At 72.4% G+C, this 25238-nt stretch carries 24 protein-coding genes; 13 read left to right on the top strand and 11 right to left on the bottom strand.

Annotated elements, in window-relative coordinates; genetic code table 11:
• Positions 1–10: 10 nt before the first annotated feature.
• Entirely contained in the window at positions 11–970 is a 960-nt protein-coding gene (locus ElP_RS30260; RefSeq protein ID WP_145276604.1) for a MotA/TolQ/ExbB proton channel family protein, read from the bottom strand.
• Between the two features lie 66 nt (positions 971–1036).
• Positions 1037–4186, bottom strand: a complete 3150-nt coding sequence (locus tag ElP_RS30255) for a tetratricopeptide repeat protein (RefSeq protein WP_145276602.1) — start codon at positions 4184–4186, stop codon at positions 1037–1039.
• Between the two features lie 375 nt (positions 4187–4561).
• On the opposite strand from ElP_RS30255, the gene ElP_RS30250 reads away from it, so the two are divergent.
• The 4 genes from ElP_RS30250 to pstB all read left to right on the top strand — a co-directional run bounded on the left by ElP_RS30250 (position 4562) and on the right by pstB (position 8523).
• Entirely contained in the window at positions 4562–5518 is a 957-nt protein-coding gene (locus tag ElP_RS30250; RefSeq protein ID WP_145276600.1) for a PstS family phosphate ABC transporter substrate-binding protein, read from the top strand.
• A gap of 85 nt (positions 5519–5603) precedes the next feature.
• A complete protein-coding gene (gene pstC / locus ElP_RS30245; RefSeq protein ID WP_231749320.1) occupies positions 5604–6572 on the top strand; it encodes a phosphate ABC transporter permease subunit PstC in 969 nt (322 codons plus the stop codon).
• The gene (gene pstA / locus ElP_RS30240) at positions 6569–7675 is read left to right on the top strand and encodes a phosphate ABC transporter permease PstA (RefSeq protein WP_231749319.1); all 1107 of its coding nucleotides are present in this window, start codon (positions 6569–6571) and stop codon (positions 7673–7675) included. Before pstC ends, pstA begins: the two co-directional genes overlap by 4 nt.
• Positions 7672–8523 carry a phosphate ABC transporter ATP-binding protein PstB gene (pstB, locus tag ElP_RS30235; RefSeq protein WP_145276598.1) on the top strand — a complete coding sequence of 284 codons (852 nt, stop codon included), beginning with the start codon at positions 7672–7674 and terminating at the stop codon, positions 8521–8523. The genes pstA and pstB overlap by 4 nt, the downstream gene beginning before the upstream one ends.
• Here the strand turns inward: pstB and ElP_RS30230 are convergent.
• Genes ElP_RS30230 through ElP_RS30215 form a run of 4 tightly spaced genes read right to left on the bottom strand, consistent with a single transcriptional unit; the run spans position 8504 to position 10314 of the window.
• Positions 8504–8974, bottom strand: coding sequence for a hypothetical protein (locus tag ElP_RS30230; RefSeq protein WP_145276597.1), 471 nt, complete (start codon positions 8972–8974; stop codon positions 8504–8506). The two genes, pstB and ElP_RS30230, sit on opposite strands and share 20 nt — an antisense overlap.
• Positions 8975–9016: 42 nt before the next feature.
• Positions 9017–9388: a hypothetical protein gene (locus ElP_RS30225; RefSeq protein WP_145276595.1), complete on the bottom strand. Its 372-nt coding sequence runs from the start codon at positions 9386–9388 to the stop codon at positions 9017–9019.
• Between the two features lie 42 nt (positions 9389–9430).
• On the bottom strand, positions 9431–10024 hold the full coding sequence (locus ElP_RS30220; protein WP_145276593.1) for a dCTP deaminase: 594 nt from the start codon (positions 10022–10024) through the stop codon (positions 9431–9433).
• A complete protein-coding gene (locus ElP_RS30215; RefSeq protein WP_145276591.1) occupies positions 10021–10314 on the bottom strand; it encodes a hypothetical protein in 294 nt (97 codons plus the stop codon). Before ElP_RS30215 ends, ElP_RS30220 begins: the two co-directional genes overlap by 4 nt.
• A gap of 1227 nt (positions 10315–11541) precedes the next feature.
• Here ElP_RS30215 and ElP_RS30210 point away from each other — a divergent pair.
• The 3 genes from ElP_RS30210 to ElP_RS30200 all read left to right on the top strand — a co-directional run bounded on the left by ElP_RS30210 (position 11542) and on the right by ElP_RS30200 (position 14706).
• The gene (locus ElP_RS30210) at positions 11542–12753 is read left to right on the top strand and encodes a M20 metallopeptidase family protein (protein WP_231749318.1); all 1212 of its coding nucleotides are present in this window, start codon (positions 11542–11544) and stop codon (positions 12751–12753) included.
• Complete coding sequence (locus ElP_RS30205; RefSeq protein ID WP_145276589.1) at positions 12746–13900, top strand: carboxylate-amine ligase; 1155 nt, start codon at positions 12746–12748, stop codon at positions 13898–13900. Before ElP_RS30210 ends, ElP_RS30205 begins: the two co-directional genes overlap by 8 nt.
• A gap of 95 nt (positions 13901–13995) precedes the next feature.
• Positions 13996–14706: a winged helix-turn-helix domain-containing protein gene (locus tag ElP_RS30200; protein ID WP_145276587.1), complete on the top strand. Its 711-nt coding sequence runs from the start codon at positions 13996–13998 to the stop codon at positions 14704–14706.
• Here ElP_RS30200 and ElP_RS30195 read toward each other — a convergent pair.
• Positions 14667–14978 (bottom strand): carbon storage regulator, encoded by a 312-nt coding sequence (locus ElP_RS30195; RefSeq protein ID WP_145276585.1) that lies wholly within the window; start codon positions 14976–14978, stop codon positions 14667–14669. The genes ElP_RS30200 and ElP_RS30195 overlap by 40 nt on opposite strands.
• A gap of 339 nt (positions 14979–15317) precedes the next feature.
• Here ElP_RS30195 and trxB point away from each other — a divergent pair, with 339 nt between their 5' ends.
• The 4 genes from trxB (at position 15318) to ElP_RS38905 (ending at position 19809) form a co-directional block, all read left to right on the top strand.
• Entirely contained in the window at positions 15318–16358 is a 1041-nt protein-coding gene (trxB, locus tag ElP_RS30190; protein ID WP_145276583.1) for a thioredoxin-disulfide reductase, read from the top strand.
• A gap of 116 nt (positions 16359–16474) precedes the next feature.
• The gene (gene ftsH / locus ElP_RS30185; protein ID WP_145276581.1) at positions 16475–18565 is read left to right on the top strand and encodes an ATP-dependent zinc metalloprotease FtsH; all 2091 of its coding nucleotides are present in this window, start codon (positions 16475–16477) and stop codon (positions 18563–18565) included.
• Positions 18566–18715: 150 nt separating this feature from the next.
• Positions 18716–19522: an IS5 family transposase gene (locus ElP_RS30180; RefSeq protein WP_145276579.1), complete on the top strand. Its 807-nt coding sequence runs from the start codon at positions 18716–18718 to the stop codon at positions 19520–19522.
• A 143-nt stretch (positions 19523–19665) separates the two neighbouring features.
• Positions 19666–19809 (top strand): hypothetical protein, encoded by a 144-nt coding sequence (locus ElP_RS38905; RefSeq protein ID WP_197446496.1) that lies wholly within the window; start codon positions 19666–19668, stop codon positions 19807–19809.
• 23 nt (positions 19810–19832) lie between these two features.
• Here the strand turns inward: ElP_RS38905 and ElP_RS30175 are convergent, their stop codons facing one another.
• Positions 19833–20027 carry a hypothetical protein gene (locus ElP_RS30175; RefSeq protein WP_145276577.1) on the bottom strand — a complete coding sequence of 65 codons (195 nt, stop codon included), beginning with the start codon at positions 20025–20027 and terminating at the stop codon, positions 19833–19835.
• A gap of 242 nt (positions 20028–20269) precedes the next feature.
• Here ElP_RS30175 and ElP_RS30170 point away from each other — a divergent pair, with 242 nt between their 5' ends.
• Positions 20270–21244, top strand: a complete 975-nt coding sequence (locus ElP_RS30170; protein ID WP_145276575.1) for a carbohydrate kinase family protein — start codon at positions 20270–20272, stop codon at positions 21242–21244.
• A gap of 65 nt (positions 21245–21309) precedes the next feature.
• Here the strand turns inward: ElP_RS30170 and ElP_RS30165 are convergent, their stop codons facing one another.
• The 3 genes from ElP_RS30165 to ElP_RS30155 all read right to left on the bottom strand — a co-directional run bounded on the left by ElP_RS30165 (position 21310) and on the right by ElP_RS30155 (position 24256).
• Entirely contained in the window at positions 21310–21732 is a 423-nt protein-coding gene (locus tag ElP_RS30165) for an archease (protein WP_145276573.1), read from the bottom strand.
• Between the two features lie 18 nt (positions 21733–21750).
• The gene (locus tag ElP_RS30160; protein ID WP_145276571.1) at positions 21751–23118 is read right to left on the bottom strand and encodes a hypothetical protein; all 1368 of its coding nucleotides are present in this window, start codon (positions 23116–23118) and stop codon (positions 21751–21753) included.
• Between the two features lie 442 nt (positions 23119–23560).
• The gene (locus tag ElP_RS30155; RefSeq protein WP_145276570.1) at positions 23561–24256 is read right to left on the bottom strand and encodes a DUF429 domain-containing protein; all 696 of its coding nucleotides are present in this window, start codon (positions 24254–24256) and stop codon (positions 23561–23563) included.
• A gap of 391 nt (positions 24257–24647) precedes the next feature.
• Between ElP_RS30155 and bcp the strand changes: the two genes are divergently transcribed.
• Positions 24648–25109 (top strand): thioredoxin-dependent thiol peroxidase, encoded by a 462-nt coding sequence (gene bcp, locus ElP_RS30150; RefSeq protein WP_145276568.1) that lies wholly within the window; start codon positions 24648–24650, stop codon positions 25107–25109.
• Positions 25110–25238: the final 129 nt, after the last annotated feature.

Genomic DNA, 25238 nt, shown 5'->3' with positions numbered 1-25238 from the left:
GGGGACGGATTCAATCCGTGACGAACAGGGCGGATGGACCACTCAATACTCCCGCATCGACTCCGGGATCTCCACCCGGATCGGCTGCGACCCCCTCGCCCGGCGTCCCCATCCCGAAATGGGGGCCGTGCGCCGCCGGGCGATTCGGCGAGGCCGGGGCCGCCGCCTGCGACCGGCTCGCCCGGGCGGCGGCCAGCACGGCGACGGCGTCGACCGTCTCCGCCCCGAGGCGGTCGAGGGCCCCCGAGAGGGACTCGACCTTGCCCATCAGGCCGTCGTAGGCCACCAGTGCCAGGATGGCCAGCGCCACGCCCGCCGTCAACGGCGCCAGCGCCCCGGCCAGCGCCGGTCCCCAGGCGGTCGGGCCCGCCGCCTCCCCCAGCGCCGAGAGGGCCCGGCCCGCCGAGACGAGCGTCCCCAGCAGGCCGACCAGCGGCGCCAGGGCGGCGATCCGCCGCAACGTCCCCACGTTCCGCTTCAGGCGATCGGCCTCCACCTGCCTCGCCATCGCCACGGAGCGCTCGACCTCGGGCGTGGGGCGTCCCCATCGCCTCAGCGCGGCCAGGGCGATCCGGGAGGCGGGGCTCGGGTTCAGCTCGCAGAGGTCCGTCCCCTTGTCCCGGTCGAGCTGGCCGTCCCGGACCCGGTCCAGGAAGCGGTCGACGAACCGCGTCGGCAACACCCGGGCGCGCCGGAGCCGGAGGTGCCGCTCCGCCATCACGCTCAGGCCGAGCACGCCGCAGGCGGCCAGGCCCCCCCAGGTCATCCGGTCGGCCGGGGGGGTGCGGCGGTACCAGTCCCGGGCCATCCGGGAGAACCGACCCGCCTGGTCGGCCGCGACGGCCGTCGCCCGCTCGAAGTTCGAGGGGCGGTCGGCCCCCCCCGCCAGGACCACCAGCAGCACCGCCAGCGCCGGGCCGACGAGCCGTCGGCTCGACCCCGGGCGGCAATCGGCGAGACATCGACGCATGGCGAAGCTCCTCTTCGCTTGGGGAATGCCGGCGGGGCCCGACCGACCGGGATGGACTCGGGTCGGTCAGCCCCGTCGGCCCGTCCTGGGCCCCGATCCTCCCGAGGCCCGGCTCCGGGCGATGGTCAGCCGCCGGTCGGCCTCCAGCGAGGCCGGCTCGTCGGGGAATCGCGCACGGAGCCGTTCATAGAGATCGGCGGCGTCGGCCCACCGGTCCAGTTGCTCATACACTTTCCCCGCCTCCAGCAGGGCGAGGGCCTGCCACTTCGGGGCGTCGTCGTAGGAGGGGAGCACGTCCACCTTCAGGAATTCCCGGAGCGCCTCCTCGTAGTCCTTCTCGTGGAAGTACGTCTCCCCCCTCATGAACTGGGACATCGCCGCGAGTTCCCCGCCCTTGCGGGCGTCGATCACCGCCTGGTAGGCCGCCCGGGCGTCCTCGAACCTCGGCGGCGCCTGGCCCTGCAACGCCCGGCCCCGGGCGTATTCCAGCTCGGCGATCTGGGGGAACTCGGGGAACTCGGCCTTCATCGCGTCGGCCCGATCCAGCACGTCGGCCCAGCGACCGAGCTGCACGAGCGCCTGGATCCGCCGCAATCGGGCCGTCGCCAGCCAGGATTCGGGCTCCCGGTCCTCCGGGGTCGCATCGACCAGCGCCGAGAACCTCGACTCGGCCCCCTCGGCGTCCCCGCGTCGGAAGGCGACCTCGGCGGCCCAGAAGGCGGCCTCCCGGGCGTAACGGCCCTCGGGAAACTCGGCGACCAGCCGGTCGAAGGCCCCGATCGCCTCGTCCCATTCCTGCCGCTCGACCCTCGTCCGGCCTTCCCGGTACAGGGCGGCCTGCCGGAGCCTCGGCGCGACGTCCGCCCCCTCGGCGACCATCGGCCCGAGCCGGTCGAGCACCTCGTCGTACTCCCCCGCCTGGAAGGCCGACTCGGCCAGGTTCAGCCGGGCGTCCCCGGCGAGGGGGGAGTTGGGGGACTCGTCGAGCAGCCGGGAGAAGGCGAGGTCGGCCCCGTCGGGGTCCCCGGCGTCGATCAGGGCCCAGCCCAGCTCGGCGAGCAGCCGGTCGACCGGCTCCCCGACGGCCTCCTCGTCCTCCCCCCGGTCGACCAGGGCCCGCAGCAGCGGCGCCGCCTCTCCGGGGCGGCCCAGCTCCGCCAGCAGTCGGGCCTTCGCCAGGTCGGCCTTCGGGGCCTGGTCGGAGTCGGGGTGGTGCTCGACGACCCAGGCCAGGGCCTCGATCGCCTCCTCCGGCCTCCCCAGCTCCCGGAGCGCCGTCCCCCGGACGTACGAGGCTTCCGCCGCCAGCGGGTCCTCGGGTGACTCCCCGACCAGCGTCCCGAACGCCTCGGCCGCCTCCTCGGGGGCGCCGGCCCCCGTCAGCGCCCAGCCCATCCCGGAGAGGGCCCGGGCCCGGGACGCCGGGTCGACGCCCTCGGCCTCGGCCACGGCCCGGAAGAGCCCTTCGGCCCGCCCCCAGTGCTCGCCGTCCAGGGCGGCCTCGGCCAGCCTCAGGCGGGTCGGCCCCAGCACCGGGCTCTCGGGGAATCGCGCGGCGAGCCGGTCGAGCGCGTCGAGGGCCTGGTCGTCCTCCCCCAGCTCGGAGCGGGCCAGGGCGATCCGGGCCAGGGCGTGGTCGACGGCCTCCCCGTCGGGCCGGGCCTCGATGAACCGGCCGAGCGCCTCGGCCGCCTCGGCGTACCGGCCCTCGTCGAAGTGGGCCTGGCCGACGAGGTACAGCGCATCGGCCGAGAGGCTCGCCCCGGGCGTCCCCGCCAGCAGGTCGAGCTGCTCGATCGCCTCCGCGTCCTTCCCCGCCCCCTTGTATGCGAGGCCGAGGGAATACCGGGCGGCCTGGGCCGTCTCGGGGTCCGGTTGATGCTGATCCAGCAGCGTCTCGAGTAGCCCGATCGCCTCGTCGACCTCCCCCGACTCCAGCGCCGCCCGGCCCTCGACCAGCAGGGCGGGGGCCGCCAGCGGGCCGTCGCCGGAGGGCCCCCGGGCCCGTCGGGCTAGCTCGGTGGCCCGGTCGGGCTCCCCCGCCTTCAGGGCGATCGAGGAGGCCTGGAGCAGGGCGTCGTCGGCCCAGGAGTCGGCCGGGTAGGAGTCGGCCAGCCGCTCGAACCGGGAGAGCGCGTCGAGCGGATCCCCGAGGCTCGCCGACGCCTCGGCCGACCGGAAGAGCAGAGCGGGGGCGGTGCTCGACTCCGAGGACCGGGCCAGGGCCTCGTCGAAGGTCGCCAGCGCCTCGGCGGCCTTCCCTTGCTCCAACTGCCCCAGCCCGAGCAGGTACGCCGCCCTCGCCGAGATCTCGGGGGAGGGATCGTCCCGGAGCGGCTCGATGGCCTCCGCGGCCTCCTCGAACCGCTCGAGCGAGGTCAGCGCCTCGGCCCTCCCGAGCCGGGCCCGGGGGGCGAAGGCGCTCTGCGGAACCTCGCGCTCCAGGGCCTCGAACGCCTCGACGGCCCGGTCGAACGCCCCGGCCTCCAGCTCCAGGCGGCCGACCTGATAATACGCCTCGTCCCGCTGGGCGGCGTCGGGCCGGTCGATCAGCTCTCGGAACCGGGCCAGTGCCCCCTCCCGATCCCCCTGCTTCGCCAGGGCCCGGCCGAGGTAGAGCCGGGAGCGGTCGGCGAGCCGGCCGTCGGGGAAGGCGGATAAGGCGTGCTCGTAGGCCTCCCGGGCGCCGTCGAGGTCCCCCTCCCGGAACCGGACGTCCCCCAGGTAGGGCCAGGCCAGCTCCTGGTAGCGGTGGGCCGGGGGCCCCGCCGTGTACGACTCCAGCGCCCTCCTCGCCGCCGGCAGGTCGCCGAGCACGTAGGCCAGCTCGCCGACCCGGAACAGGGCGGTCGCCGCGTTCGGGTGCCCGGCCGGGGCCACCCGGAGGAACTCCTCGAAGGCCGACCGCGCCCGGTCGTATTCCTGGAGGAACTGGTGGGCATTGGCCAGCCCGTAGAGGGCGTCCGCCCGGTGCGTCCCCCCCGGTCCCGACTCCAGGAACCGCCGATACTCCCGCACGGCCAGGTCGAATCGCCGAGCCCGGAACAGGCCGTTGGCGAAGTTCAACGCCTCCGGCACCGCCCCCGCATCGACCCCCGTCCCCGACGCCTGCCCGCCCGCCTCCGGGACGAAGACCGTCCCCAAGCCCAGAAGTAGAACAACGAACGGCGTGACCGAGGCGTGAAGCCGGCCGGGCGACTGGGGTCGATCGCGCACGAGGTTCCCTCCCTGTTCGACACCGACGGGGCCGGGCCGATCGGCCCGATCCCCCGCCCCGGCGAGCCCCTCCTCCTCCGCCGGACACCCCCCGGCGATCGCCTCCGATTATCCCCGACCGGCCGAGCTTGACAACCCGGGCCCCCGATCGACCGGCCGACGGCCGAGAAACCGGCCCCGGGGCGCGGGGCCTTCACACGATATTCACCATTTTCCGTTAAGCTCGTCCCGTACGATGGAAGCGGCACGTCGACCTCGGATCGGGCCCCGGCGGCGAGGGCCGGCCCTCCGGGGAGACTCCCGCCTCCCTCCCCCGATCGGGTCCCCGGCCCCCGAGCCCCGGGCGGCCGCCAACCCCTGGATGCGACCCCTCCCATGCTCCGCCCCTTCGTCCTCTGCGTGTCGACCCTGGCCGCCTCCGTCGCCGTCCTCGGTTGCGGGGGGTGCGGGGGATCTGCCTCGAAGCCGGTGGTCGTCGACGGGTCGAGCACCGTCTACCCGATCAGCCTGGCCGCCCAGGAGGCCTACACCAACTCAGTCGAGGGCACGCCCCGGATCATCGTCGACTACCACGGCACCGGCGGCGGATTCGGCCGCTACGCCGAGGGGGAGGTCGACATCGTCGACGCCTCCCGGCCCGCCAAGCCCGAGGAGGAGGAGAAGGCCAGGGCCTCCGGCTTCGAATGGACGCGATACGTCGTCGCCCACGACGGCATCACCGTCGCCGTCAACCCGGAGAACGCCTTCGTCGACGCGCTGACCGTCGGCCAGCTCCGATCCCTCTTTGAGCCCGGCAGCGCCGTCGACAGCTGGGACGACCTGGACCCCTCCTGGCCCGACGAGCCGATCTCCCTCTACACCCCCGACGACGACTCCGGCACCTACGAGTTCTTCGTCAAGGACGCCCTGGGGATGGACGGCCAGCGCGAGGACGTCCAGCCCAGCGCCGACGACAACGTCCTGGTCAGCGGGATCGCCGGGGACGCCGGGGCCATCGGCTACTTCGGCTTCGCCTACTACGCCGCCAACCGGGACAAGCTCCGGGCCGTGCCGATCAAGGCCGACGCCGACGCCGAGCCCGTCTCCCCCTCCGTCGAGACGATCTACGACGGCTCCTACGCCCCGCTCTCCCGCCCCCTGTTCATCTACGTCAAGGACGCCGCGATGGGCCGCCCCGAGGTGGCCGACTTCGTGGCGTATTACCTGGAGAACGTGGCCGACCTTGCCGAAGAAGCCGGGTACGTCTCCCCCACCGAGGACGAGCGGGCCGAGAACCTCGACGGGCTCTCCCGGGCGAAGGGCGGCACGCCCGCCCCGGCCGCCGCCGAGTGAGCCCCGCCGCCTCCCCGATCCGGCGGGGGCGTGCCGACCCCCCTCTCCCCCGCCCCCGCCCCCTCCCACCGTTCGCAGGCCGACCGTGACCCAGTTGCCGCAGACCACCCCCGTCTCCCCCAAGCTCCCCCCGAGGCGGTCCTGGGCCGGGCGATCCTGGTTCCAGGGGGTGCAGGAGGTGGCCGTCCCCCCCTTGATCTTCCTCTGCGCCTGCGTCACGGTGCTGACGACCCTGGGCATCATCGCCGTGCTGGGGGTCGAGACGGTCCGGTTCTTCCGGGCCTCCGGCGTCGGGCTCGTCGAGTTCCTCGCCGGCCCCTCGCTCAACCCCAAGGCCGACCCGCCCCGGTACGGCATCCTGCCGCTGTTCTGGGGGACGTTCGTGATCGCCTTCGGCTCGTCCCTGATCGCCCTGCCGGTCGGCCTGCTCAGCGCGATCTTCCTCAGCGAGTACGCCCCCCGGGGGCTCCGCAGCGTCCTCAAGCCGACGTTGGAATTGCTGGCCGGCATCCCGACGATCGTCTACGGCTACCTCGCGCTACTGCTGGTGACCCCGGTGCTCAAGGCGGTCCTGGAGCCGGCCATCCGGGTCGAGTTCTACAACGCCCTGAGCGGCTGCGTCGTCGTCGGCATCATGATCATCCCGATGGTCTCCTCGCTCTCCGAGGACGTGCTCTCGGCCGTCCCCCGGGGCTTGCGGGAGGCCGCCTACGGGCTGGGGGCGACGAAGTTCGAGGTCGCCACCCGGGTGGTGCTGCCGGCGGGGCTCTCGGGGGTGATCGCCTCCTTCATCCTGGCGATCAGCCGGGCGGTCGGCGAGACCATGGCGGTGCTGCTGGCGGTGGGGGTGAAGCCCCAGATCACGCTCAACCCGCTGCGGTCGATGGAGACGATGACCGCCTACATCGTCAACGTGATGAAGGGGGAGGCCGCGGTGGGGTCGGCCGAGCACCTGTCGCTCTACGCCGTGGGCATGGCCCTCTTCGTGATCACCCTGGTCATGAACATCATCTCCGGGATCATCCTGAAGCACTTCCGGGAGGAATACGATTGAGCCGCCCGAGCGACGCCATGTACCGGCCCCGCCGGGCGCGACGCCGCGCCTTCGGCGCCCTCTTCGCCGGGCTCTGCCTGGCGGCGACGCTCAGCGGCGTGGTCGTGCTCGTCGTGCTGCTCGGCTCGGTGCTGGCCAAGGCCCTGGCCCTGGAGCCCAACCCCCCCTGGTACGCCCTCGGCGAGCAGGCCCGGGAACTCTCCTCCTTCCTGGGCCGGATCGCCACCGCGACCAACTCGCCGAACCCCGACCTCGCCGGCTTCAAGGCCGGGATCGTCGGCAGCCTCTGGCTCCTGCTGCTGGTGGCGATGATCGCCATCCCGGTCGGCGTCGGGGCCGGGCTCTACCTGGAAGAATACGCCCCCCCGGGTCGGCTGCGCCGGACGATCCAGACGAACATCGCCAACCTCGCCGGCGTGCCGTCGATCGTCTACGGCATCCTCGGCCTGGTCGCCTTCAGCCGGGCCTTCGGCTTCGAGGCCGTCGCCCTGGGCAAGATGCTCTGGGCCGGGGCCCTCACCCTCAGCCTGCTCGTCCTGCCGATCGTCGTGATCACCACGCAGGAGGCCCTCCGGGCCGTCCCCTCCTCCCTCCGCCAGGCGGCCCTGGCCCTGGGGGCGACCCGTTGGCAGGTGATCCGGGACCACGTCCTCCCCTCGGCCCTGCCGGGCATCCTCACGGGGACGATCCTCGCCCTCTCCCGGGCCATCGGCGAGACGGCCCCGCTGCTCATGGTCGGCGCCGCCAACTCCATCCTCTACCCGCCCGCCGGCCCGTCCGACTACTACACGGCCCTGCCGGTCGAGATCTACAATTTCGCCACCCTGCCGCGCGAGGAGTTCCGCTCCGTCGCCGCCGGGGGCATCCTGATCCTGCTGGCGATCCTGATGTCGATGAACGCAGTGGCGATCTCCCTCCGCACCCCGACCGGCCGGGTGCTGGCGGGGCGGGCGATCGCCCAACTCGGCCGGATCGGCTGGACGGCCGGCCGCGCGGTCCGGCCCTCGGGCCGCCGCCCCTCCCCGGCCCTCGACCCCGCCGGGGGCGGCCCCGCATCCGACGCCTCGCCCGAGAACCAAGCCAGGGGAGCCGAGCCGCGATGAGCATCGAGCAGCAGCAGCGCCCCGCCCTCGACGCGTCCGCCCCGGCCCCCGCCGCCCCGGCCCCCGCCGGGGACTCGGTCCTGGCCGCCCGGGGCCTCTCCGTCTGGTACGGGTCGACCCGGGCCCTGCGCGACATCTCGATCGAGATCCCCCGGCACCGGATCACCGCCCTGATCGGCCCTTCCGGCTGCGGCAAGAGCACGCTCCTGCGCTGCTTCAACCGGATGAACGACCTGATCCCCTCCTTCCGCATGGAGGGCGGCCTGGAGTTCGACGCCGAGGGGATCTCCGGCGCCGAGGTCGACCCCGTCACCCTCCGGCGCCGGGTCGGCATGGTCTTCCAGAAGCCCAACCCCTTCCCGAAGACCGTCTACCACAACGTCTCCTGGGGCGCCCGGATCAACGGCTACACCGGCGACATGGACGAGCTGGTCGAGCGTTCCCTCCGCCGGGCCGCCCTCTGGGACGAGGTCAAGGGCAAGCTGCACCGCTCCGGCCTGGACCTCTCCGGCGGCCAGCAGCAGCGGCTCTGCATCGCCCGGACGCTGGCCGTCGAGCCCGAGGTCATCCTCATGGACGAGCCCTGCTCGGCGCTCGACCCCATCTCGACCGCCCGGGTCGAGGACCTGATGGAAGACCTCAAGGACGACTACACCATCGTCATCGTCACCCACAACATGCAGCAGGCCCGACGCACCAGCGACATGACCGCCTGCCTCATGCTCGACGACCCCCGGGGCTCCGGCCACCGCCCCGGCGTCCTCGCCGAGTTCAGCCCCACCGACGTCCTCTTCACCACCCCCAAGGACCCGAGGACCGAGGCCTACATCACCGGCCGGATCGGCTGAGCCCATCTCCCTGCTCGTCCCGATCCCCTGCCATCCACTGGCCGATCCTGCCCCCGACGTGGGCGAACAGCGGCGTGCAGAGCAGGGTGAACCAGAGCGATTCCTCCCCATGGAAGACGAGGAGTCCCCGTCCCACCCGGACCATGAACGTCGATTGAGTCGCGAGTTGCCCGACCAAGAATTGCGCGAAGCCGATCAGGAAGAACGCCCACCCGAACGACGCGAACCCGATCCAGAAGCCCCGGGCCGAGCCCCTCCGGGTGCAGATCGCCGGGATCGACGAGCACAGCATCCCCAGGATCACTGCCGTCATCGCGAAGCCGCCCAGTTTCGCCCAGAACTCCGGCGACATGGTTGTCGTTGGTGCGACCGCCCTGACGGCAGAGAAGATCAGGCTGAGGTAGACGATCACCAGGACCAGTTCGCCGAGTCGGAATCGGAAGGCCGGCATCGATTCGCTCCCTTGAGGTGGCGGTACAGGTCGAGAAAGCCCTCATCCCCCGGCGTGATCGGCCTTGGCCGCCCGCTCGGCGAACCCCCTCCCCACCAGGCCGCCGATGTAGGAGAACGGCAAGACACCGAAGACGGCCAGGGCGCCCAGCTCTCCCCGGAACGCGACGATGCCGAACAGGGCGAGCGCCCAGCCGAACACCGCGAAGCCGGCCCAGAATCCCCGGCGCGCCCCCCGACAATACGCGACCCCCAGCAGCGCCGAGCAGAGCAGGGCGAGTTCGAGGCTCATCAGCCCCCCCGCGAGGGTCATCATCACCGGATCCACGCCACTCAGGAACGCGGCCGCGCCGAACAGGGCGGCGCAATAGGCGACCAGCGCCATCATCCCGCCGATCGAGAAACGGAAACGCATCAGGACACCTCGATCACCATCTCGGCGGCCCTCACATCCCATTCAAGGCCGCAATTCGGTGAAGCTCCGCTGGCCGGCGAACTGACCGGCGTACCCCTTCGACGGCTCCTCGCCGATCGCCTCCACGATCAGCTGGCAGATCGACATCCCCTCGTCCAGCGCGACCGTCAGGTCGCCGAGGTTGAAGATCTCCAGCTGGATCGGCAAGCCCGGTTCGTCCTGGCGTTCCGGGTTGTCGCCGAACCCGGCGTGGATCGTCGGCGCGGTCACGTGGACGCCCACCCCCAGCCGCGCCAGGCTGCTCTTGCCCTCCACCCGGGCCGCCAGGCGAGACGCCCTCGGCAGGTGGATCGCCTGCTGCGTGTACCCGAGCACGAACCGGCCCGGCCCCAGCGGGAAGCCGCCCTCGGGGATCGGCACCGTCTCGGCGAGTTCCGGATCTTCGAGCAGCCGGCGGACGTTGAATCCCGGGGCCCCCGGGCGGACCACCCGGCCCCCGCCCTTCCAGCGCACGAGCGTCCGGTCGAGCGTCAGGTCGACCGCCATCGAGCTCCACAGGTGCTCCGGCGGCACCGGGGCGATCACCAGCGCCCCGGTCCGGATCGCGGCACCGATCTCCCGGTCGGAGAGGATCATGGGACGGGCCTGTCCTCGTGCCTCAGGGCCTCGAACGGGATCCAGGCCCGGTTCGCCCCCGAGTACGCCTCGCAGGGGAACTCCACCAGCACCCGGCGCCGATCCCGGTCGATCTGCACGAACCCGACCGGCAGGAACGGCACCCCGTCGTGCCGGTTGATCAGCCCCGGCGTCACGTCGAGGTACTGCGTCCTCCCTTCCTCGTCCACCACCCCGGCCGTCAGGTGGTCGTCCCTCAACCCGGGGGACAACTCGCAGCGCACTTCCTCGAAATAAGTCGTCTCGGTCATCGTCGCGTCCCGGGTGTCCACTGGCCGGCGGATCGATCGATCGGTCGATCGGGGAGCCGGGCCCCCGGGCCCGAGGCCCGGGGGCGGCGGCCCGCCGAGATCGGATCGGCCGGCGAGACGCCCTGCGTCCAACCGCCTCCCCGATGATCGCCCGCCGACGGTCCGAGGACAACCGTCGAGGCGGTCGCGCCGGTCCCGGGCCCCCGGCGGCCGTGCTCCCCGCGATCCGGCACCGCCCGCCCCGGCCGCCCGGTCGCAACGGCCCCCGGCCGGTCGTCCGGCGATTTTGTGACTGGAATCGGCCCCCGACACGATCTTTATGGAGACGGGCCGATCGATCGGTCCGGCCGTCCCTCGCTGCGCGGAGCCCCTCTCGATGCCGGCCCACCCGACGGTCGCCCCGCCTCCCGAGGCCGTCCCGCCCGAGCCCCCCACCTCGCCGGTCGGGCCGACCTCGCCCCGCCCACTCCCCGCCCGGGACGGCGACGCGACGCGACGGCCGGGAGATCCGCGCGCGCCGCGACGGAGCGAACCCATTTCGCGGCCGGGGGAACGCCGCAATCCCTTCTCCTTTCGCCGATTGGGTCGATCGGGCCCGGGGAGACTTGGGCGCACCGGCCGAATCCCGGCCGCATCCCGACCGGGTGAGAAGGCCGGGACTCGGCGTGGCCCCGTCGCCGAGGCCGAGACGCCGGGGCGCCCCGCGTCCCTCCCCGATCAATCCGACTCCCTCGATCGCCCGCCCGGTACGCACCGCGACGGAGCGAACCCATTTTCGACCCGGGGTTTCCATCGCAAATTCATTTTTCGCATGGATTTGCGTCGGTGCACTTCGGACGCCTTCCCGGCGCACCGGCCGCGTCCCGGGCCCTCCCGAAGGGCCTGCCTCGCGCCTCCCGGGCCGGGACGGGAGGGGCCTCGGGACCCCGGGTGCCCGGGCGGGTCGGGTGCGGCCCGGGGCGGGGGGAGTCCCCCGGCGCCCGATCGGCGCGCACCGCGACGGAGCGAACCCATTTTCCACCCGGATTTTCGGACGCAAGGCAAATCGGGATTGGAAGTTGCACTGAACGGGTTCGGCCGCGTCGCCGGCGCACCGCCCGCGTCCGGGCCCGCCGGATGACCCCCGCCCCGGCACGGCGCCCCGGGCAGCCCGATCCCCCCCGATTCGGCCCGGGCCGACGCCGCCCCGGGCGCTATCGAACTCGCTCCACCTCGGGATAAGATGGAATGATGGTCAAGACGTTCACCGAGGCGCTCGACGCCTGCATCGACGAGATGGCCGAGTTCCTCCGCTCGGTCCGGCGGCATCTGCACGCCAACCCGGAGCCCAGCCTGGAGGAGTTCCGGACCACCCAGGACCTCGCCGGCCACCTGGCCGACGCCGGGGTGCCGTTCCGGGTCGTCCCCTCGGGCCGGGGGATCGTGGCCGGGCCGGACCGGGGCCTCGACGGCCTCCCCCGGGTCGCGCTGCGGGCCGACATCGACGCGCTCCGGATGCAGGACGCCAAGCTCGCCGTCCCCTACCGGTCGGTCCGGGACGGGGTCATGCACGCCTGCGGCCACGACGCGCACGCGACGATGGCCCTGGGGGCCACGCTGGCCCTGCACCGCTGCCGCGACCATCTGCCGGGGCCGATCCCCTGGCGGGCGATCTTCCAGCCGGCCGAGGAGACCGGGGACGGCGCGATCGAGATGATCCGGGCCGGGGCGATGGAGGGGGTCTCGGCGATCGTGGCCCTGCACGTCGACCCCGAGCTGGAGGTCGGCCGGGTCGCCCAGCGGGCCGGGGTGCTCACCGCTGACTGCCGGGACCTGCGGATCGTCGTCCGGGGCCGGGGGGGCCACGCGGCGAGGCCCCACCAGGCGATCGACCCGGTGGCGGCGGCCGTCCAGTTCGTCTCGGGTATCTACCAGGTGGTGCCCCGGTCGGTCGACGTGAGGGAGCCGGTCGTGGTGTCGATCTCCTCGATCCACGCCGGGGAGGCGAACAACGTGATCCCCGACCAGGCGGTGATGGAGGGGACGCTCCGGTCCCTCGGCCAGGCCGCCCGGGAGCGGGCCTGCGCGGCCATCCAGGCGACCGCCCGGGGCGTCTCGGCCGCGACCGGGGCCGAGATCCAGGTGGAGTTCCTCCAGGGGGTCGACCCGGTCATCAACGACCCGGTGGTCAACGCCGCGATGGCCCAGGCCGCCTTCGACGTGGTCGGCCCCGACCGGGTCGGTTCGATCCCGCACCCCAGCCTCGGCGGCGAGGACTTCGCCGCCTACCTCCGCCTGGCCCCCGGCGCCATGATGCGGCTGGGGGTGGCCGGCGCCTCGGGCTGGCCGAGCCTGCATTCCCCCCGCTTCGACATCGACGAGCGGGCACTCGTCCTCGGGGCCAGGATCCTGGCCCGGTCCGTCGTCCTGCTCTCCGAGGGAGGCCCCGGCGATGCGTGAGCGTCTCGAATTCGTCCGCAACAACTGGCCGAGCCTGGGCGTCGAAATCGAGCTGCAACTGGTCGACGCCGAGTCGATGGCCCTGCGTAACGCCATCAACGACGTCCTGCCCGAGGTCCCGGCCTCGCTCTCCGAGCGGGTGAAGCCGGAGATCATGCAGTCCTACCTGGAGATCAACACCGAGATCTGCCGGACCGCCGCCGACGTGGGCGCGGATCTGGCCGAGAAGCTCCGGGTCGTCGAGGGGATCGTCGCCTCGCACGGGCTCCGGCTCTTCTGGGCCGGCACCCACCCGTTCTCCAAGTGGTACGAGCAGCGGGTCACCCCCGACGACCGCTACTACGGCCTGGTGGACCTGCTCCAGGACACCGCCCGGCGGCTCGTCACCTTCGGCCTGCACGTCCACGTCGGCGTCGACACCGGCGACAAGGCCATCATGATCTGCGACCGGATGCTCCGGCACCTGCCGACCCTGCTCGCCCTCTCGGCGAACAGCCCGTTCTGGGGGGGCCGCAACACCGGCCTGCACTCCCAGCGCAGCAAGGTGATGGAGGACCTGCCCACCGCCGGCATGCCCCCGGTGATGCGGAACTGGAGCGAGTACGTCTGGCTGCTCAACCACCTGGTCGAGACGAACTTCATCCGCTCGCTCCGGGAGATCTGGTGGGACGTCCGCCCGCACCACAACTTCGGCACGGTGGAGGTCCGCATCTGCGACATGCCGCCGGACCTGCCGTCGGTGGTCGCCATCGCGGCGCTGGTGCAGTGCCTGGTCCGCGACCTCTCCCGCCAGATCGACGAGGGCACCTACCTGCCCGACGGCCACCCGTTCATGAACCGCCAGAACAAGTGGCGGGCCTGCCGCTACGGCCTCTCCGCCGAGCTGGTCGACCCCTTCACCGCCGAGCCCCGCCCCGCCCGGAGGGTCGTCAGCGACCTGGTCGAGACGCTCCGCCGCCGGGGGGTGCCCGAGGAGCTGGGCTGCCTCCGGGAGCTCGAGATGGTGCTGGACCTGGCCGAGCAGCCCACCGGCTCCGAGCGCCAGGTGGCCATCTTCGAGCAGACCGGCGACCCGGTCGAGGTCGTCCGCCGGATGCTCGACCGCCGGCCGGCGGGGCCGGGACCGGGGGCGGGGCCGGCTTCATGAATTCCCCGCAATTCCTTCACGAGGAACCCGGGATGGCGCGGGTAGAGTGGGATCGGACGCGTCGAGACGCACCTTCCTCCCGCGGCGACCGAGTCATGGCCAAGACCCAGATCCTGATCGTCGAGGACGAGCGCCACCTGGCGGACACGCTGGCGATGAACCTGCGCCGGGAGGGGTACGAGGTCCTCGTCTCCTACGACGGCCAGGACGGCCTGAGGCAGGCGCAGCTCCGGCTGCCGGAGCTGATCGTGCTGGATCTGATGCTGCCGGTCAAGCCGGGGCTGGAGGTCTGCAAGGAGCTGCGATCCGGCCTCCGGACCCGGGACATCCCGATCCTGATGGTCACGGCCAAGGCCGAGGAGAGCGACGAGCTGATCGGCCTGGCCGTGGGGGCCGACGACTACGTGACCAAGCCGTACAGCCTGAAGGTGCTGATCCAGCGGATCAAGAACGTGCTCCGCCGCCGGGCGTCGAAGGCCGACGCGGGCGCCGCCTCGGTGATCGAGGTCCGGGGCGTGACCGTGGACAAGCACCGGCACCGGGCGCTGTACCTGGGGTCGGAGCTGCCGCTGACGCCGACCGAGTTCCGGCTGCTGGAGGTCCTGCTCCGGCAGGCCGGCCGGGCCTTCACCCGGCACGAGCTGATGGACGCGGCGATCGGCGAGGACGCGATGGTCCTGGAGCGGACCATCGACGTGCACGTCAAGAGCCTCCGCAAGAAGCTCGGCCCCGGCTCCGAGCTGGTCGAGACGGTCCGGGGCGTGGGCTACCGGTTCAGGGAGGCGGACCTGGTGACGCAGGGTTGATGATCCCGGCCGAGCCGGGGGCGGTCGGCCGGCGGGGCGACCCGCATCGGCCAGTCGGCCTCGGCGGGCTCGAGGGCCGCCGGCGCCTCCCGGGCGAGGGCGGCCGCGGCGGCGGCCCGGTCCCGCTCCCGCAGCTCGGCCCGGACCACGGGGACGTCCCGGGGGGCCTCGATCCCCAGGCGGACCTGGCCGCCCTCCAGCCGCACGACGGTGACGCAGATGTCACCCCCGATGTACAGCTTCTCCATCCGCTTCCGGGTCAGCACGAGCATCGTCGCGTGCTCCTGGTCCTCGTCCCCGGCCCTGGGGCCCCCCCGGGCGCCGGGACGGAGGATCGGGCCCCGAGGGGGCCGTCCTGTGTGTCTCCAGGGGTAGCGTAGGTCACGGCTCCCCGATCCGGGGCATCCGGTCCGTCGGCGGGCGGGGGGAGGGCGTCCCTGGGCGGGGGCCGGGCGGATTTCGTATAATCGGTGCAGAGGCCACCGCCCCCGGCCGGCGTCGTCGCCGGTCCGAGCCGCCCGGGGGCCCGGTCCCGGTTCCGGTCCCGCCGCCCATCAGGCCGGGGCCCGACCCGGCCGGGACGCCGACCGACCGACCCTGGTGAGGAAACGATGCCCCAGCATTCCGCCGTGATCATCATCGGCTCGGGCTCCGCGGGCCTGACCGCCGCGATCTACGCCGCCCGGGCCAACCTCGAGCCCCTGGTCTTCGAGGGCAAGGAACCCGGCGGCCAGCTCACCTGGACGACCGACGTCGAGAACTTCCCCGGCTTCCCTGAGGCCATCAACGGCCCCGACCTGATGGACCGGATGCGCGAGCAGGCCCGGCGCTTCGGCGCCGACACCCGGTGGGAGACCGCCGTCTCCGTCGACCTCTCGGGGCGCCCCTTCCGCCTCAAGACCACCGACGACCCCTCCGGCGACCCCGAGTCGGGGACGATCCGGGAGTACACCGCCGACGCCCTGATCGTCGCCACCGGCGCCGCCGCCCGGTGGCTCGGCAACGAGGGGCCCTTCAAGGGGGCCGGCGTGAGCACCTGCGCCACCTGCGACGGCCACTTCTACAAGGGCAAGGAGATCGCCGTCGTCGGCGGCGGCGACTCGGCCGTCGAGGAGGCCACCTTCCTCACCCGGTTCGCCACCAAGGTGACCCTGATCCACCGGCGGGACGCGCTCCGCGCCTCCAAGATCATGCAGGACAAGCTCAAGGCCAACCCGAAGATCGAGTACGCCTGGAACACCGTCGTCGACGAGGTCTACGGCGAGACCGACCCCCGCCCCAAGCTGGCGGGGATCAAGCTCCGCTCGACCGGGACGGACGAGACGGTGAAGGACCTGAAGGTCTCCGGCCTGTTCCTGGCCATCGGCCACGTGCCGAACACCCAGATCTTCGAGGGCCAGCTCGCCATGACCCCGGAGGGCTACCTGCTCACCCGGTCGGCCCTGGCCTGGGACGAGGTCGAGGCCCCCGCAGGCCTCCGCGGGAAGATGCCCAACTACGCCACCTCCACCGACGTCGAGGGGGTCTTCGCCTGCGGCGACGTGGTCGACACCCACTACCGGCAGGCCATCACCGCCGCCGGCACCGGCTGCGCCGCGGCGATGGACTGCGAGAAGTGGCTGGAACACACCCGCACCGCGCACGCACACTGACCCGATCCGACCCCGCGACTCCGCGACACCCATGCAGGACCGGCCGGCCCGCGTCGTGCGGCCGAGCACCGGGAGTGTCCCCGTCGGGCTGCCCTTAAGGACGGAATGACGAGCCGATGGAGAATCAGCGATCGCCCCGTGACGGTGACACCGACCGACGGCCCCCCGAGCGCCGCAAGTCCGGCAGCGGGGGGGGCGGCGGCGGAGGGTCGTCCGCCACCCCCACGCCGCCCTGGACCCTGCTGTTCTTGATCGCCGCGATGGTCCTGCTGTTCCTGATGTGGAACCCCTTCCGGGCCGAGGTCCGGGTCAGCTACTTCCCCTGGTTCCTCGACCAGGTCAACAGCGACAACATCGAGACCATCACCATCCAGGGCAGCGAGGCCCGGGGCAAGCTCCGCACGCCCGACGAGGACTACAAGCCGACCGAGAACGCCAAGGCCCAGACCGTCACCCACTTCGTCACCAACGTCCCCCCGACCGAGGGGGAGCTCGACACGCTCATCGCCCTGCTCAAGAGCCCGACCGTCCCCGTCCCCGGCTCCGACCCGCCCACGCCCCGGGAAGTCCCCGTCCGCATCGAGGTCCTGGAGCCGTCCACGCCGACCACCCTGCTCTGGGTCAGCTTCCTGCTGCCGATGGTCCTCATCGGCGGCCTGATCTTCTTCATGATGCGGCGGGCCCGGGACCAGTTCGACGGCGGCATCCTCGGCAACTTCACCAAGAGTCAGGCCAAGCGGCACGACAAGTCCAAGCAACGCACCACCTTCGACGAGGTCGCCGGCCTGGAGAACGCCAAGGCCGAGCTGCAGGAGATCGTCGAGTTCCTCAAGACCCCCGAGAAGTTCCAGCGCCTCGGCGGCCGGATCCCCAAGGGCGTGCTGCTGATCGGCCCCCCCGGCTCGGGCAAGACCCTGCTGGCCCGGGCCGTGGCGGGGGAGGCCGGGGCCCCGTTCTTCTCCATCTCCGGGTCGGAGTTCATCCAGATGTTCGTCGGCGTCGGCGCCAGCCGGGTCCGCGACATGTTCAAGACGGCCAAGGAGAACAGCCCCTGCATCCTCTTCATCGACGAGATCGACGCGGTGGGCCGGGTCCGGGGCGCCGGCCTCGGCGGCGGCCATGACGAGCGGGAGCAGACGCTCAACCAGATCCTCACCGAGATGGACGGCTTCACCCCGAGCGAGACTGTCATCGTCCTGGCCGCCACCAACCGGCCCGACGTCCTGGATCCGGCCCTGCTCCGCCCCGGCCGCTTCGACCGCCACGTCACCGTCGACCGCCCCACCCGCAAGGGCCGCCTGGAGATCCTCAAGGTCCACTCCCGCCACGTCCCGCTGGCCGACGACGTGGACCTCGACTCGATCGCCCGCAGCACCGTCGGCATGTCCGGCGCGGACCTCGCCAACCTCGTCAACGAGTCGGCCTTGATCGCCACCCGCGAGAACAAGGACAAGGTCGACATGAAGGACTTCGACGCCGCCCGCGACAAGGTCATCATGGGGGCCAAGCGCGAGGAGTACATCACCCAGAAGGACAAGCGGGCCACCGCCTACCACGAGGCCGGACACGCCCTGGTCGCCTGGATGACCCCCAAGACCGACCCCGTCCACAAGGTCACCATCATCCCCCGGGGGCGGTCGCTCGGCGTCACCCAGTTCCTCCCCGAGGAGGATCGGCTCGGCTACTCCGAGAGCCAGATCCGCGCCCGGCTCGACGTCCTGCTCGGCGGCCGAGCGGCCGAGAAACTCATTTATGACGACCTCTCCACCGGGGCCGCCGAGGACCTGAAGCAGGCCACCCGCCTGGCCCGGATGATGGTCACCCAGTGGGGCATGAGCCCCCGGGTCGGCCCCGTCTTCGTCCAGGGATCCGAGGAGCACCCCTTCCTCGGCCGCGAGATGACTGAGCCCCGGGACCACTCCGAGCACACCCAGCAGGTCATCGACGAGGAGGTCTCCCGCATCCTCCGCGAGGCCGACGGCCGCGCCTACCGCCTCCTGGAGGAGCAGCGCGAGCACCTCGACCGCATGGCCGACGCCCTGATCGAGCGCGAGGTCATCTCCGACGTCGACCTGGTGGAGATGCTCGGCAAGCGGGCCATCCCCCCTGAGGACCATCGGCCCGAGGAGGTGATCATCACCACCTCCGAACCCCGCCCCGAGGATCTCTCCCGCCGCACCGCCGACGAGGACGGCTGGGCGGGCTGACCGGTCGCAACCGCCCAACTCGGCCTTTCGGGGCGGGCCCGATCGGTCGGCGGATTGTGTCATGCGGACGTTTAGAAGCCCTGACAAAACCGTGTGGCATGGAGTTTGCGCCCTGGTGCTGTTTTCCTCCGAACCGAAGGAGACACCACCATGGCGAGCGCCCACATGCCGGACGAGTTCTTCGATCTGGTTGCCCACCACCTGCCGCCGGAACCGGCCATCGGCCCCTACGGCGGGCGTCCGCCGATCGGGCACCGGGTCGCCCTGCGTGTCATCTGGTTCGTCCTGGCCACCGGCAATCGCTGGGAGGATGTCCCGCAGGAACTCGGCTGCTCAGGTCGCACCGCCCATCGCCGGCTGCGGGCCTGGGAGGAGGCCGGCATCTGGGACCGCCTCCATGCCGACCTGCTGAGGCTGCTCCGCAAGGCTGGCAAGCTGGAGACCGACACGGTGGTCGTCGACGGCGTGACGGTGCGGGCCTTCGGCGGCGGCGAGGCGACCGGCCCGAGCCCCGTCGACCGCAGCAGGAAGGGCACGAAGCACACGGTGATGGTCAGTCGCACCGGAGTGCCGCTGGCGATCCGCACCGCCGGGGCCAACGAGAGCGACCACCGCCAGATCATCCCGCTGGTGCTCGACTTCCCGAGCGTCGCCGGCAAACCGGGCAGGCCGAAGCAGTTGCCGGATGACCTGTATGCCGACCGGGGCTACGACAGCGAGGGGACGAGGGCGTTACTGCGTTGGATGGGCATCGAGCCGCACATCGCCAAGCGTCGGACACCGCACGGCAGCGGGCTGGGCAAGGTCCTCTGGGTGGTGGAGCGGACGATCGGCTGGATCAAGGGCCTGCGGCGGATGCGGGTGCGGTATGACCGGCTGGGGGTGATCCGGGACGCCTGGACGACCCTGGCGGCCTGTGTCATCTGCTTCCGTATCCTCCACCAGGATGTGATGTGATTCACCCGGTTTTGTCAGGGCTTCTCAAGTGGATCGACTGGAATCTTGAGAAGATCGCCGCCCATGCCCTCTCGGCCGATGAAGTCGAAGCCTCAGTTGACCGGGCCTTCCTCCTCCGAGAGCGGCGGGACGGATCCTTCCAGATGTTCGCCGAGGTGCCCTCCGGCCATCGCATCTGGATGATCTGGTGGTACGACCGGGAGGACGAACCGATCCCGGACAGCTTCGGGGATCTGGAGGACCCGGCAGACTTCGTCATCACGGCCGACGGAGGGGAATCCTCATGACCTCACCGTCCCCCGAGTACCGCTCAACGAGACGACACGCCCTCGACGAGCAAGTCGCCGCCGAGCCTCCTCTCGCCCCGCCAGACTTGCCCCTCGACGCTGCGCCGGTGCCGGTCGAGTCCCACCTCGCCGCCCTTCGCCGCCCGATTGCCGTGGCCGGGGTCGTGGAAGACGGCCTCGTCCGTCCCCTCGACCCCGCCGTGAAGCTGCCGGAGCACGCCCGGGTCATCATCGTGGCCACTCCTGATTGATCGGGAAGCCTGCGGTCTCACCACCCCTCCGGCGACCGTTCCCGACCCCTGTACCCCGGCTCGCTTCGCGGAGAGGATGGAGGCGGAGGGCCAATCCTGCGGTTTGATTCTCCCGGTCGAGCCGCTTCCCGGCCCTCCCGCCGCGCGGTAGCCTGGGGCATTCTTGCTTGCTCCCAGCCCGAACCGCAGCGTGCGAGGCCCGATCCACGATGTCCGCGAACGCCAAGAACGGCGCCCCTGTGATCTGCGCCGGGGTGATCGTCGCCGATCACCTGACCCCGCCGATCGACCGATTCCCCGGGCCCGGGGAGCTGGTCAAGGTCGACGACCTCGTCCTGAACATCGGCGGCCTGGCGGCGAACGTAGCCGTGGTCCTCTCGAGGCTGGGCGTCGGCGTGAGGATCAGCTGCCGGGTGGGCGGCGACGCCTTCGGCCGGTTCGTGGCCGAGTCGCTGGAGCGGGAGGGCGTCGACACCTCGGGCCTGGTCGTGGACCCCGACCGGGCGACGAGCCAGACCCTGATCGTCAACGTGAAGGGCCAGGACCGCCGGTTCATCCACAGCTTCGGGGCGAACGCGGCGCTCTCGGCCGCCGACCTCGACGCGGCGATCACCCCAGGGGCCCGCGTCCTCTACGTCGGCGGCTACCTCATCCTGCCAGGCCTCACCCCCGACTCCCTCGCCGGCCGCTTCGCCAGGGCCCGGGAGCAGGGCATCACCACCGTGCTCGACGTCGCCTGCCCCGGCCCGGCCGACTACCTGGCGCAACTGGAGCCGGTCCTGCCGCACACCGACGTCTTCCTGCCCAACAGCGACGAGGCCGCCCTGATCCTCGGCGGGGAGGACGACGCGATGGCCCAGGCCGAGGCGTTCCGAGCCCTCGGCGCCTCCCGGGTCGTCATCACCCGGGGGGAGCACGGCTCGGTCTCGCTGTCCGAGTGCAACCGCCTGAGGCTGGGCGTCTATCCGGTCGACTACGTCGACGGCACCGGCAGCGGAGACGCCTTCGACGCCGGCTACATCGCTGGGCTGATCTCCGGCCTCGACGAGCCGGGATGCCTGAAGCTGGCCAGTGCCCTGGGCGCGAGCTGCGTCCGGGCCGTCGGCACCACCGCCGGCATCTTCTCCCGGCCCGAGGCCGACCGGTTCATCGCCGAGTACGACCTGCCGGTCCGGCGGATCTGAGGGAGGGGTAGCACGCGGATTCGCCGGGTCGCGGAGCGGGGGCGGGGGAGGTCCGGTCCCCCGGATCAGATGTCGAGGATCAGCTCCGCCACCCATCCCTCGCCGTCTCGGCGGAGGGACGCCTCGTGATAGGTGACCGCCTTGACCTCGTGATCGAGCACGTGCCGGTCGCGGTCGATCGGCTCCCCGGCGATGGTCGCCTCCAGGCCGAGGCCGTCGTCGGCGAGGCGGAGGTCGAAGCGGGTGTAGAGCCGGTGGGTCGTCTCGCTGCGGAAGATCAGCTCGTTGAGCCAGTCGACGAGCAGGTCTTCGGTCGAACCGGCGTGGAGGGCCACCGGTTCGGAGTCGGCCTCCCGGACCTCGCCCCGGTTGACGACGATGTAGTCGAACAGCCCCTCGGCCGCCGATCGGAACAAATCGGCCAGGTCGGCCGCCCGGACCCGGAAGCCGACGTCGGCGGTGTGCTCGAAGTGCTCGACCGTGCCCATGGGTTGCTCCGACGGGGCTCAGGGGGTGTCGTCGCCGTAGGACCGCCGCAGCCAGTCGAGCCACTCCGGCTCGAGCTCGTCGAGGTCGCCGCCGAGGAATTCGGGGGCGAGGGGACGCAGGTCGGTCGAACCCCGGGATCGCATCGCGTCGACGGCGAGGTGGAAGGCCGCCCTCCGCCCCGGGTCGTCCAGCAGCCAGTCGACGACGGTGGCGACCTGCCAGTAGCGCGTCTCGGGCACCGGCTCGCCGTCGAGCAGCTCCTCGAGCGGTGACCGGGCCTTGGGATCGGCCAGCCCCTGCCGGACGATCGGCCCGAGGTCCTGGCCCGAGACGTCGAGCTGATACCGGGTGCCCAGCGCCTCGAACAGCCAGTTCCCCTCCGAGGCGACGCCGAGCATCCGGTCCATCAGCGCGTGGGACGCCTCGTGCACGAAGACCGGCCGGACCGCCTCCGGGTCGTCCGGCAGGCAGGAGGCGGAGGCGATCCCCAGCGCCGTGAATCCCCCCGAGCCCGGCGGGCCCATCTCCCCGGCGAACCGCCGGGCGAATCGGGGCCAGAAGGCCCGGTAGTCGTCGTCCTCGGCGAAGATCAGCAGCCAGACCGGCCCGGTCGGCTCGGGGAGGTTGGGGAACTCCTCCCGGGTCCGCCGGCCCATCGCCTCCAGGGCGTCGAGGAGGGGAGCTTCGGGGACGTCCGGGGAGTCGGTCAGGACGACGAACGGCCCGCGGCGGTGGACTCGGGTTTCGGCCTCCGGGCCGAAGGCGTCCCGGAGGAGCTGATCGACCGACAGCTCGGCGGCGTCCTCCGAATCGCCCGGCACCAGTTCGAGGCCGTCGAGCACCAGTTCGGCGTCGGTCCTGAGGTGGAAGCCGAGGCGGTCGACCTCGTCCCAGGAGGGGCTGGTCCCGCCCCCGGGCCGGAAGTAGGCCAGCGGCAGGCGGAGTTCCTGCCACCCGTCGCGGTCGAGGCTGACCTTACGCCACCGCCAGGCCCGGCGGCCGGCCGCGTAGAAATGGACCTCGAAGACGACGGGGTCCTCGGCGCTGGCCCCCCGGGCGTTGACCCGCACGACGGCCCGGTCGAACCGGGAGAGGTCGGGCCCGTCGGGGATCGGCCGGGTGCGGAGGCTCGCCCCCGGCCCGCCGTCGACGAGCAGGGCCGTGCCGGAGACCCCCTCGACCCCGCCCGACCCCTCGGGGACCGGCACCCGGGAGGCCTTCAGCTCCCCGAATGCCTCCCAGCGGCCCCCGAGGCCCGGTTCCTCGAAGTCGTCGAGGACGAGTGCCTCGGCCGGCGGGAGCGGCTCCTGCCGGCCGAGCGTGGGCGCGACGAGGAGCACGAAGAGGGCCGGCGATGCGGCCAATCGTCGCCAGCGCATGTCCATGGATCGGCCTCCGGTCGGTCCCATTCGCCCCCCCGGCGGCCGATCTCGCCGCCGCCCCCCGATGACTATACCGGACTCGGCCGGCACCCCGCGAGCGTCCGCTCCGAGGGGGAGGCGGGAGTTCGACCACCGTCCCCCCGATCCGATTCGGGACCCTCGTAATGCCCGAACGGGCCGAGCCCGCGGACGGCTCCTCCCCGGCCGATGGCCCGCGGCCCCGTCTCCGAACGACGACCGATCGCCCGTCGACCCCTCCGGTCGACACCGCCGCGGACGGCCGAGTTCGAGCCGGGGGGCGAGCGGGACGTCGGGCCCAGGATCCCCGGCGATCGCCGATCGGGCGGGGACTCCCGGGGGGAGGGGGAGGTCGGTCGTCGAGCGGGCAGCTCCCTCCGGGATCGCCCCCGGTACCCGCCCGCCGGGCGGCCGGTGACGGAGGCGGTCACCCCCGGCGTTTCGACTCCGGCACGAGGTCCGTCGCGGCCGGGATGATCATCAGCCCCTCCTCGGGCACGCCGACGGCCCGAGCCCGGCCCTCGCGCCAGAGCTGGGCGGTGTAGGCGCAGACGATGGCGTCGAGGCGGTGCTCGGACGCGTGCTGGCGGTCGAGCCCCGGCACCAGAGGCTTCAATGCGCGCCGGATTCGACGGCGGCCGTCGGCGGTCTTCTTGCCGGCGGTCGGCAGGCCGAGAAGACGGAGGGTCGCATACGGATAGACCTCGATCGGCTCGATGCCCGCGCCCCGCATCGCCGTCGCGATCCGCTCGCCGCGCCGGGCGAGGACCTTCAGCAAGGCGGTCGCGAGGGCGGGGACGCGCATCCGGGCCAGCTCGCGCTCGAGCTGTCGGCTCCGTGTGCCCGGGTCGTCGCGGCAGGGGCAGTCGTCTTCGAGGCAGCAGCGGCCCAGCGGCCGGGTGAGCGGCGAGTTGATCGCCACCGTGCCGCCGGGCCCGGCGAGCGTCGCCAGCGCGAGGATCTCGGCGTCGGGACCGGCCGAGGTCAGCAGCTCGAGTCGGCCGTCGACGAGCACCGCCACCCCGGTCTCTCGGCGCTCCACGCCCGCCAGGTCGATCCCCACGCAGGAGGGCCGCCCGGCGGCCGCCAGGGCCCTGATCGTCCGCTCCCTCGCTGTGGCCATCAGACCATTCTGGCTTTAATCCGTTTTCTGGACAAGAGATCACTGCTTCGCCGGCGATCACCCGAGTGTGTGGGGCCGTCAACCCGGCTGGGGATTCGACGAGGCAGGCGCCACGCCCGGGATAGGTATTGCTATTTGATCTGACATGTGATCAACTCTGGCGTTTCGATTGGGGTCCGACTCGCGGGGGCGGGGGCGGCAGGGTCGCGGCCTCCGGATCCGAGGCGGCCCGACGCCGGGCGGATCGTTGCCGTCCCGCCGGGCTGTCCGGCAGCCGCGAGAGCCATTGATGCCCCGCCGGCGGGATGACACTCGTGGACGCGGCTCGTCCGGCCCGAGGAGGACCCCCTCGACCGTCCGACCCCGTCCGATCTGAAAGGAGCCGTGGTTCATGGTCTCGGAAGGTCAGATCGCCCCCGACTTCACCTTGCCCGACCAGGACGGCAACGCCGTGTCCCTCTCGGGCCTCCTGGGCAAGCCCGTGATCCTCTACTTCTATCCGAGGGATGCGACCCCGGGTTGCACGACCGAGGCGTGCGACTTCCGGGACGCCCGCCCCGCCTGCGAGGCGGCCGGTGCGACGGTCCTCGGTCTCAGCCCCGACGGCGTCGCATCGCACCGCAGGTTCGCCGACACGCATGGCCTGACGTTCCCACTGCTCGCCGACCCGGACAGGGAGGTCCTCCAGGCGTACGGGGTCTGGAAGGAGAAAACGATGTACGGGAAGAAGTCGATGGGGGTGGAGCGGACCACCGTCCTGATCGATGCGGACGGCGTCGTCCGACGGGTCTTCCCCAGGGTCAAGGTGGCCGGCCATGTCGCCGAGGTGCTGGAGGCCCTGGCGTCCCTCTGAGCGACGGGCCGGGCCGGGTGGCGTCGGTGGCCGTCTGATTCTCGCCGACGCCCCCGGGGGAGTGAGGCACCCTGCGGGCTCCCGCCGTCATCGCGAGGCAGCCCGCCCGCCCGAGGGGAAGCCCGGCCT

Source organism: Tautonia plasticadhaerens (assembly GCF_007752535.1).
Classification (GTDB): Bacteria; Planctomycetota; Planctomycetia; order Isosphaerales; family Isosphaeraceae; genus Tautonia; species Tautonia plasticadhaerens.
This window is presented reverse-complemented; position numbering and strand designations above follow the sequence as displayed.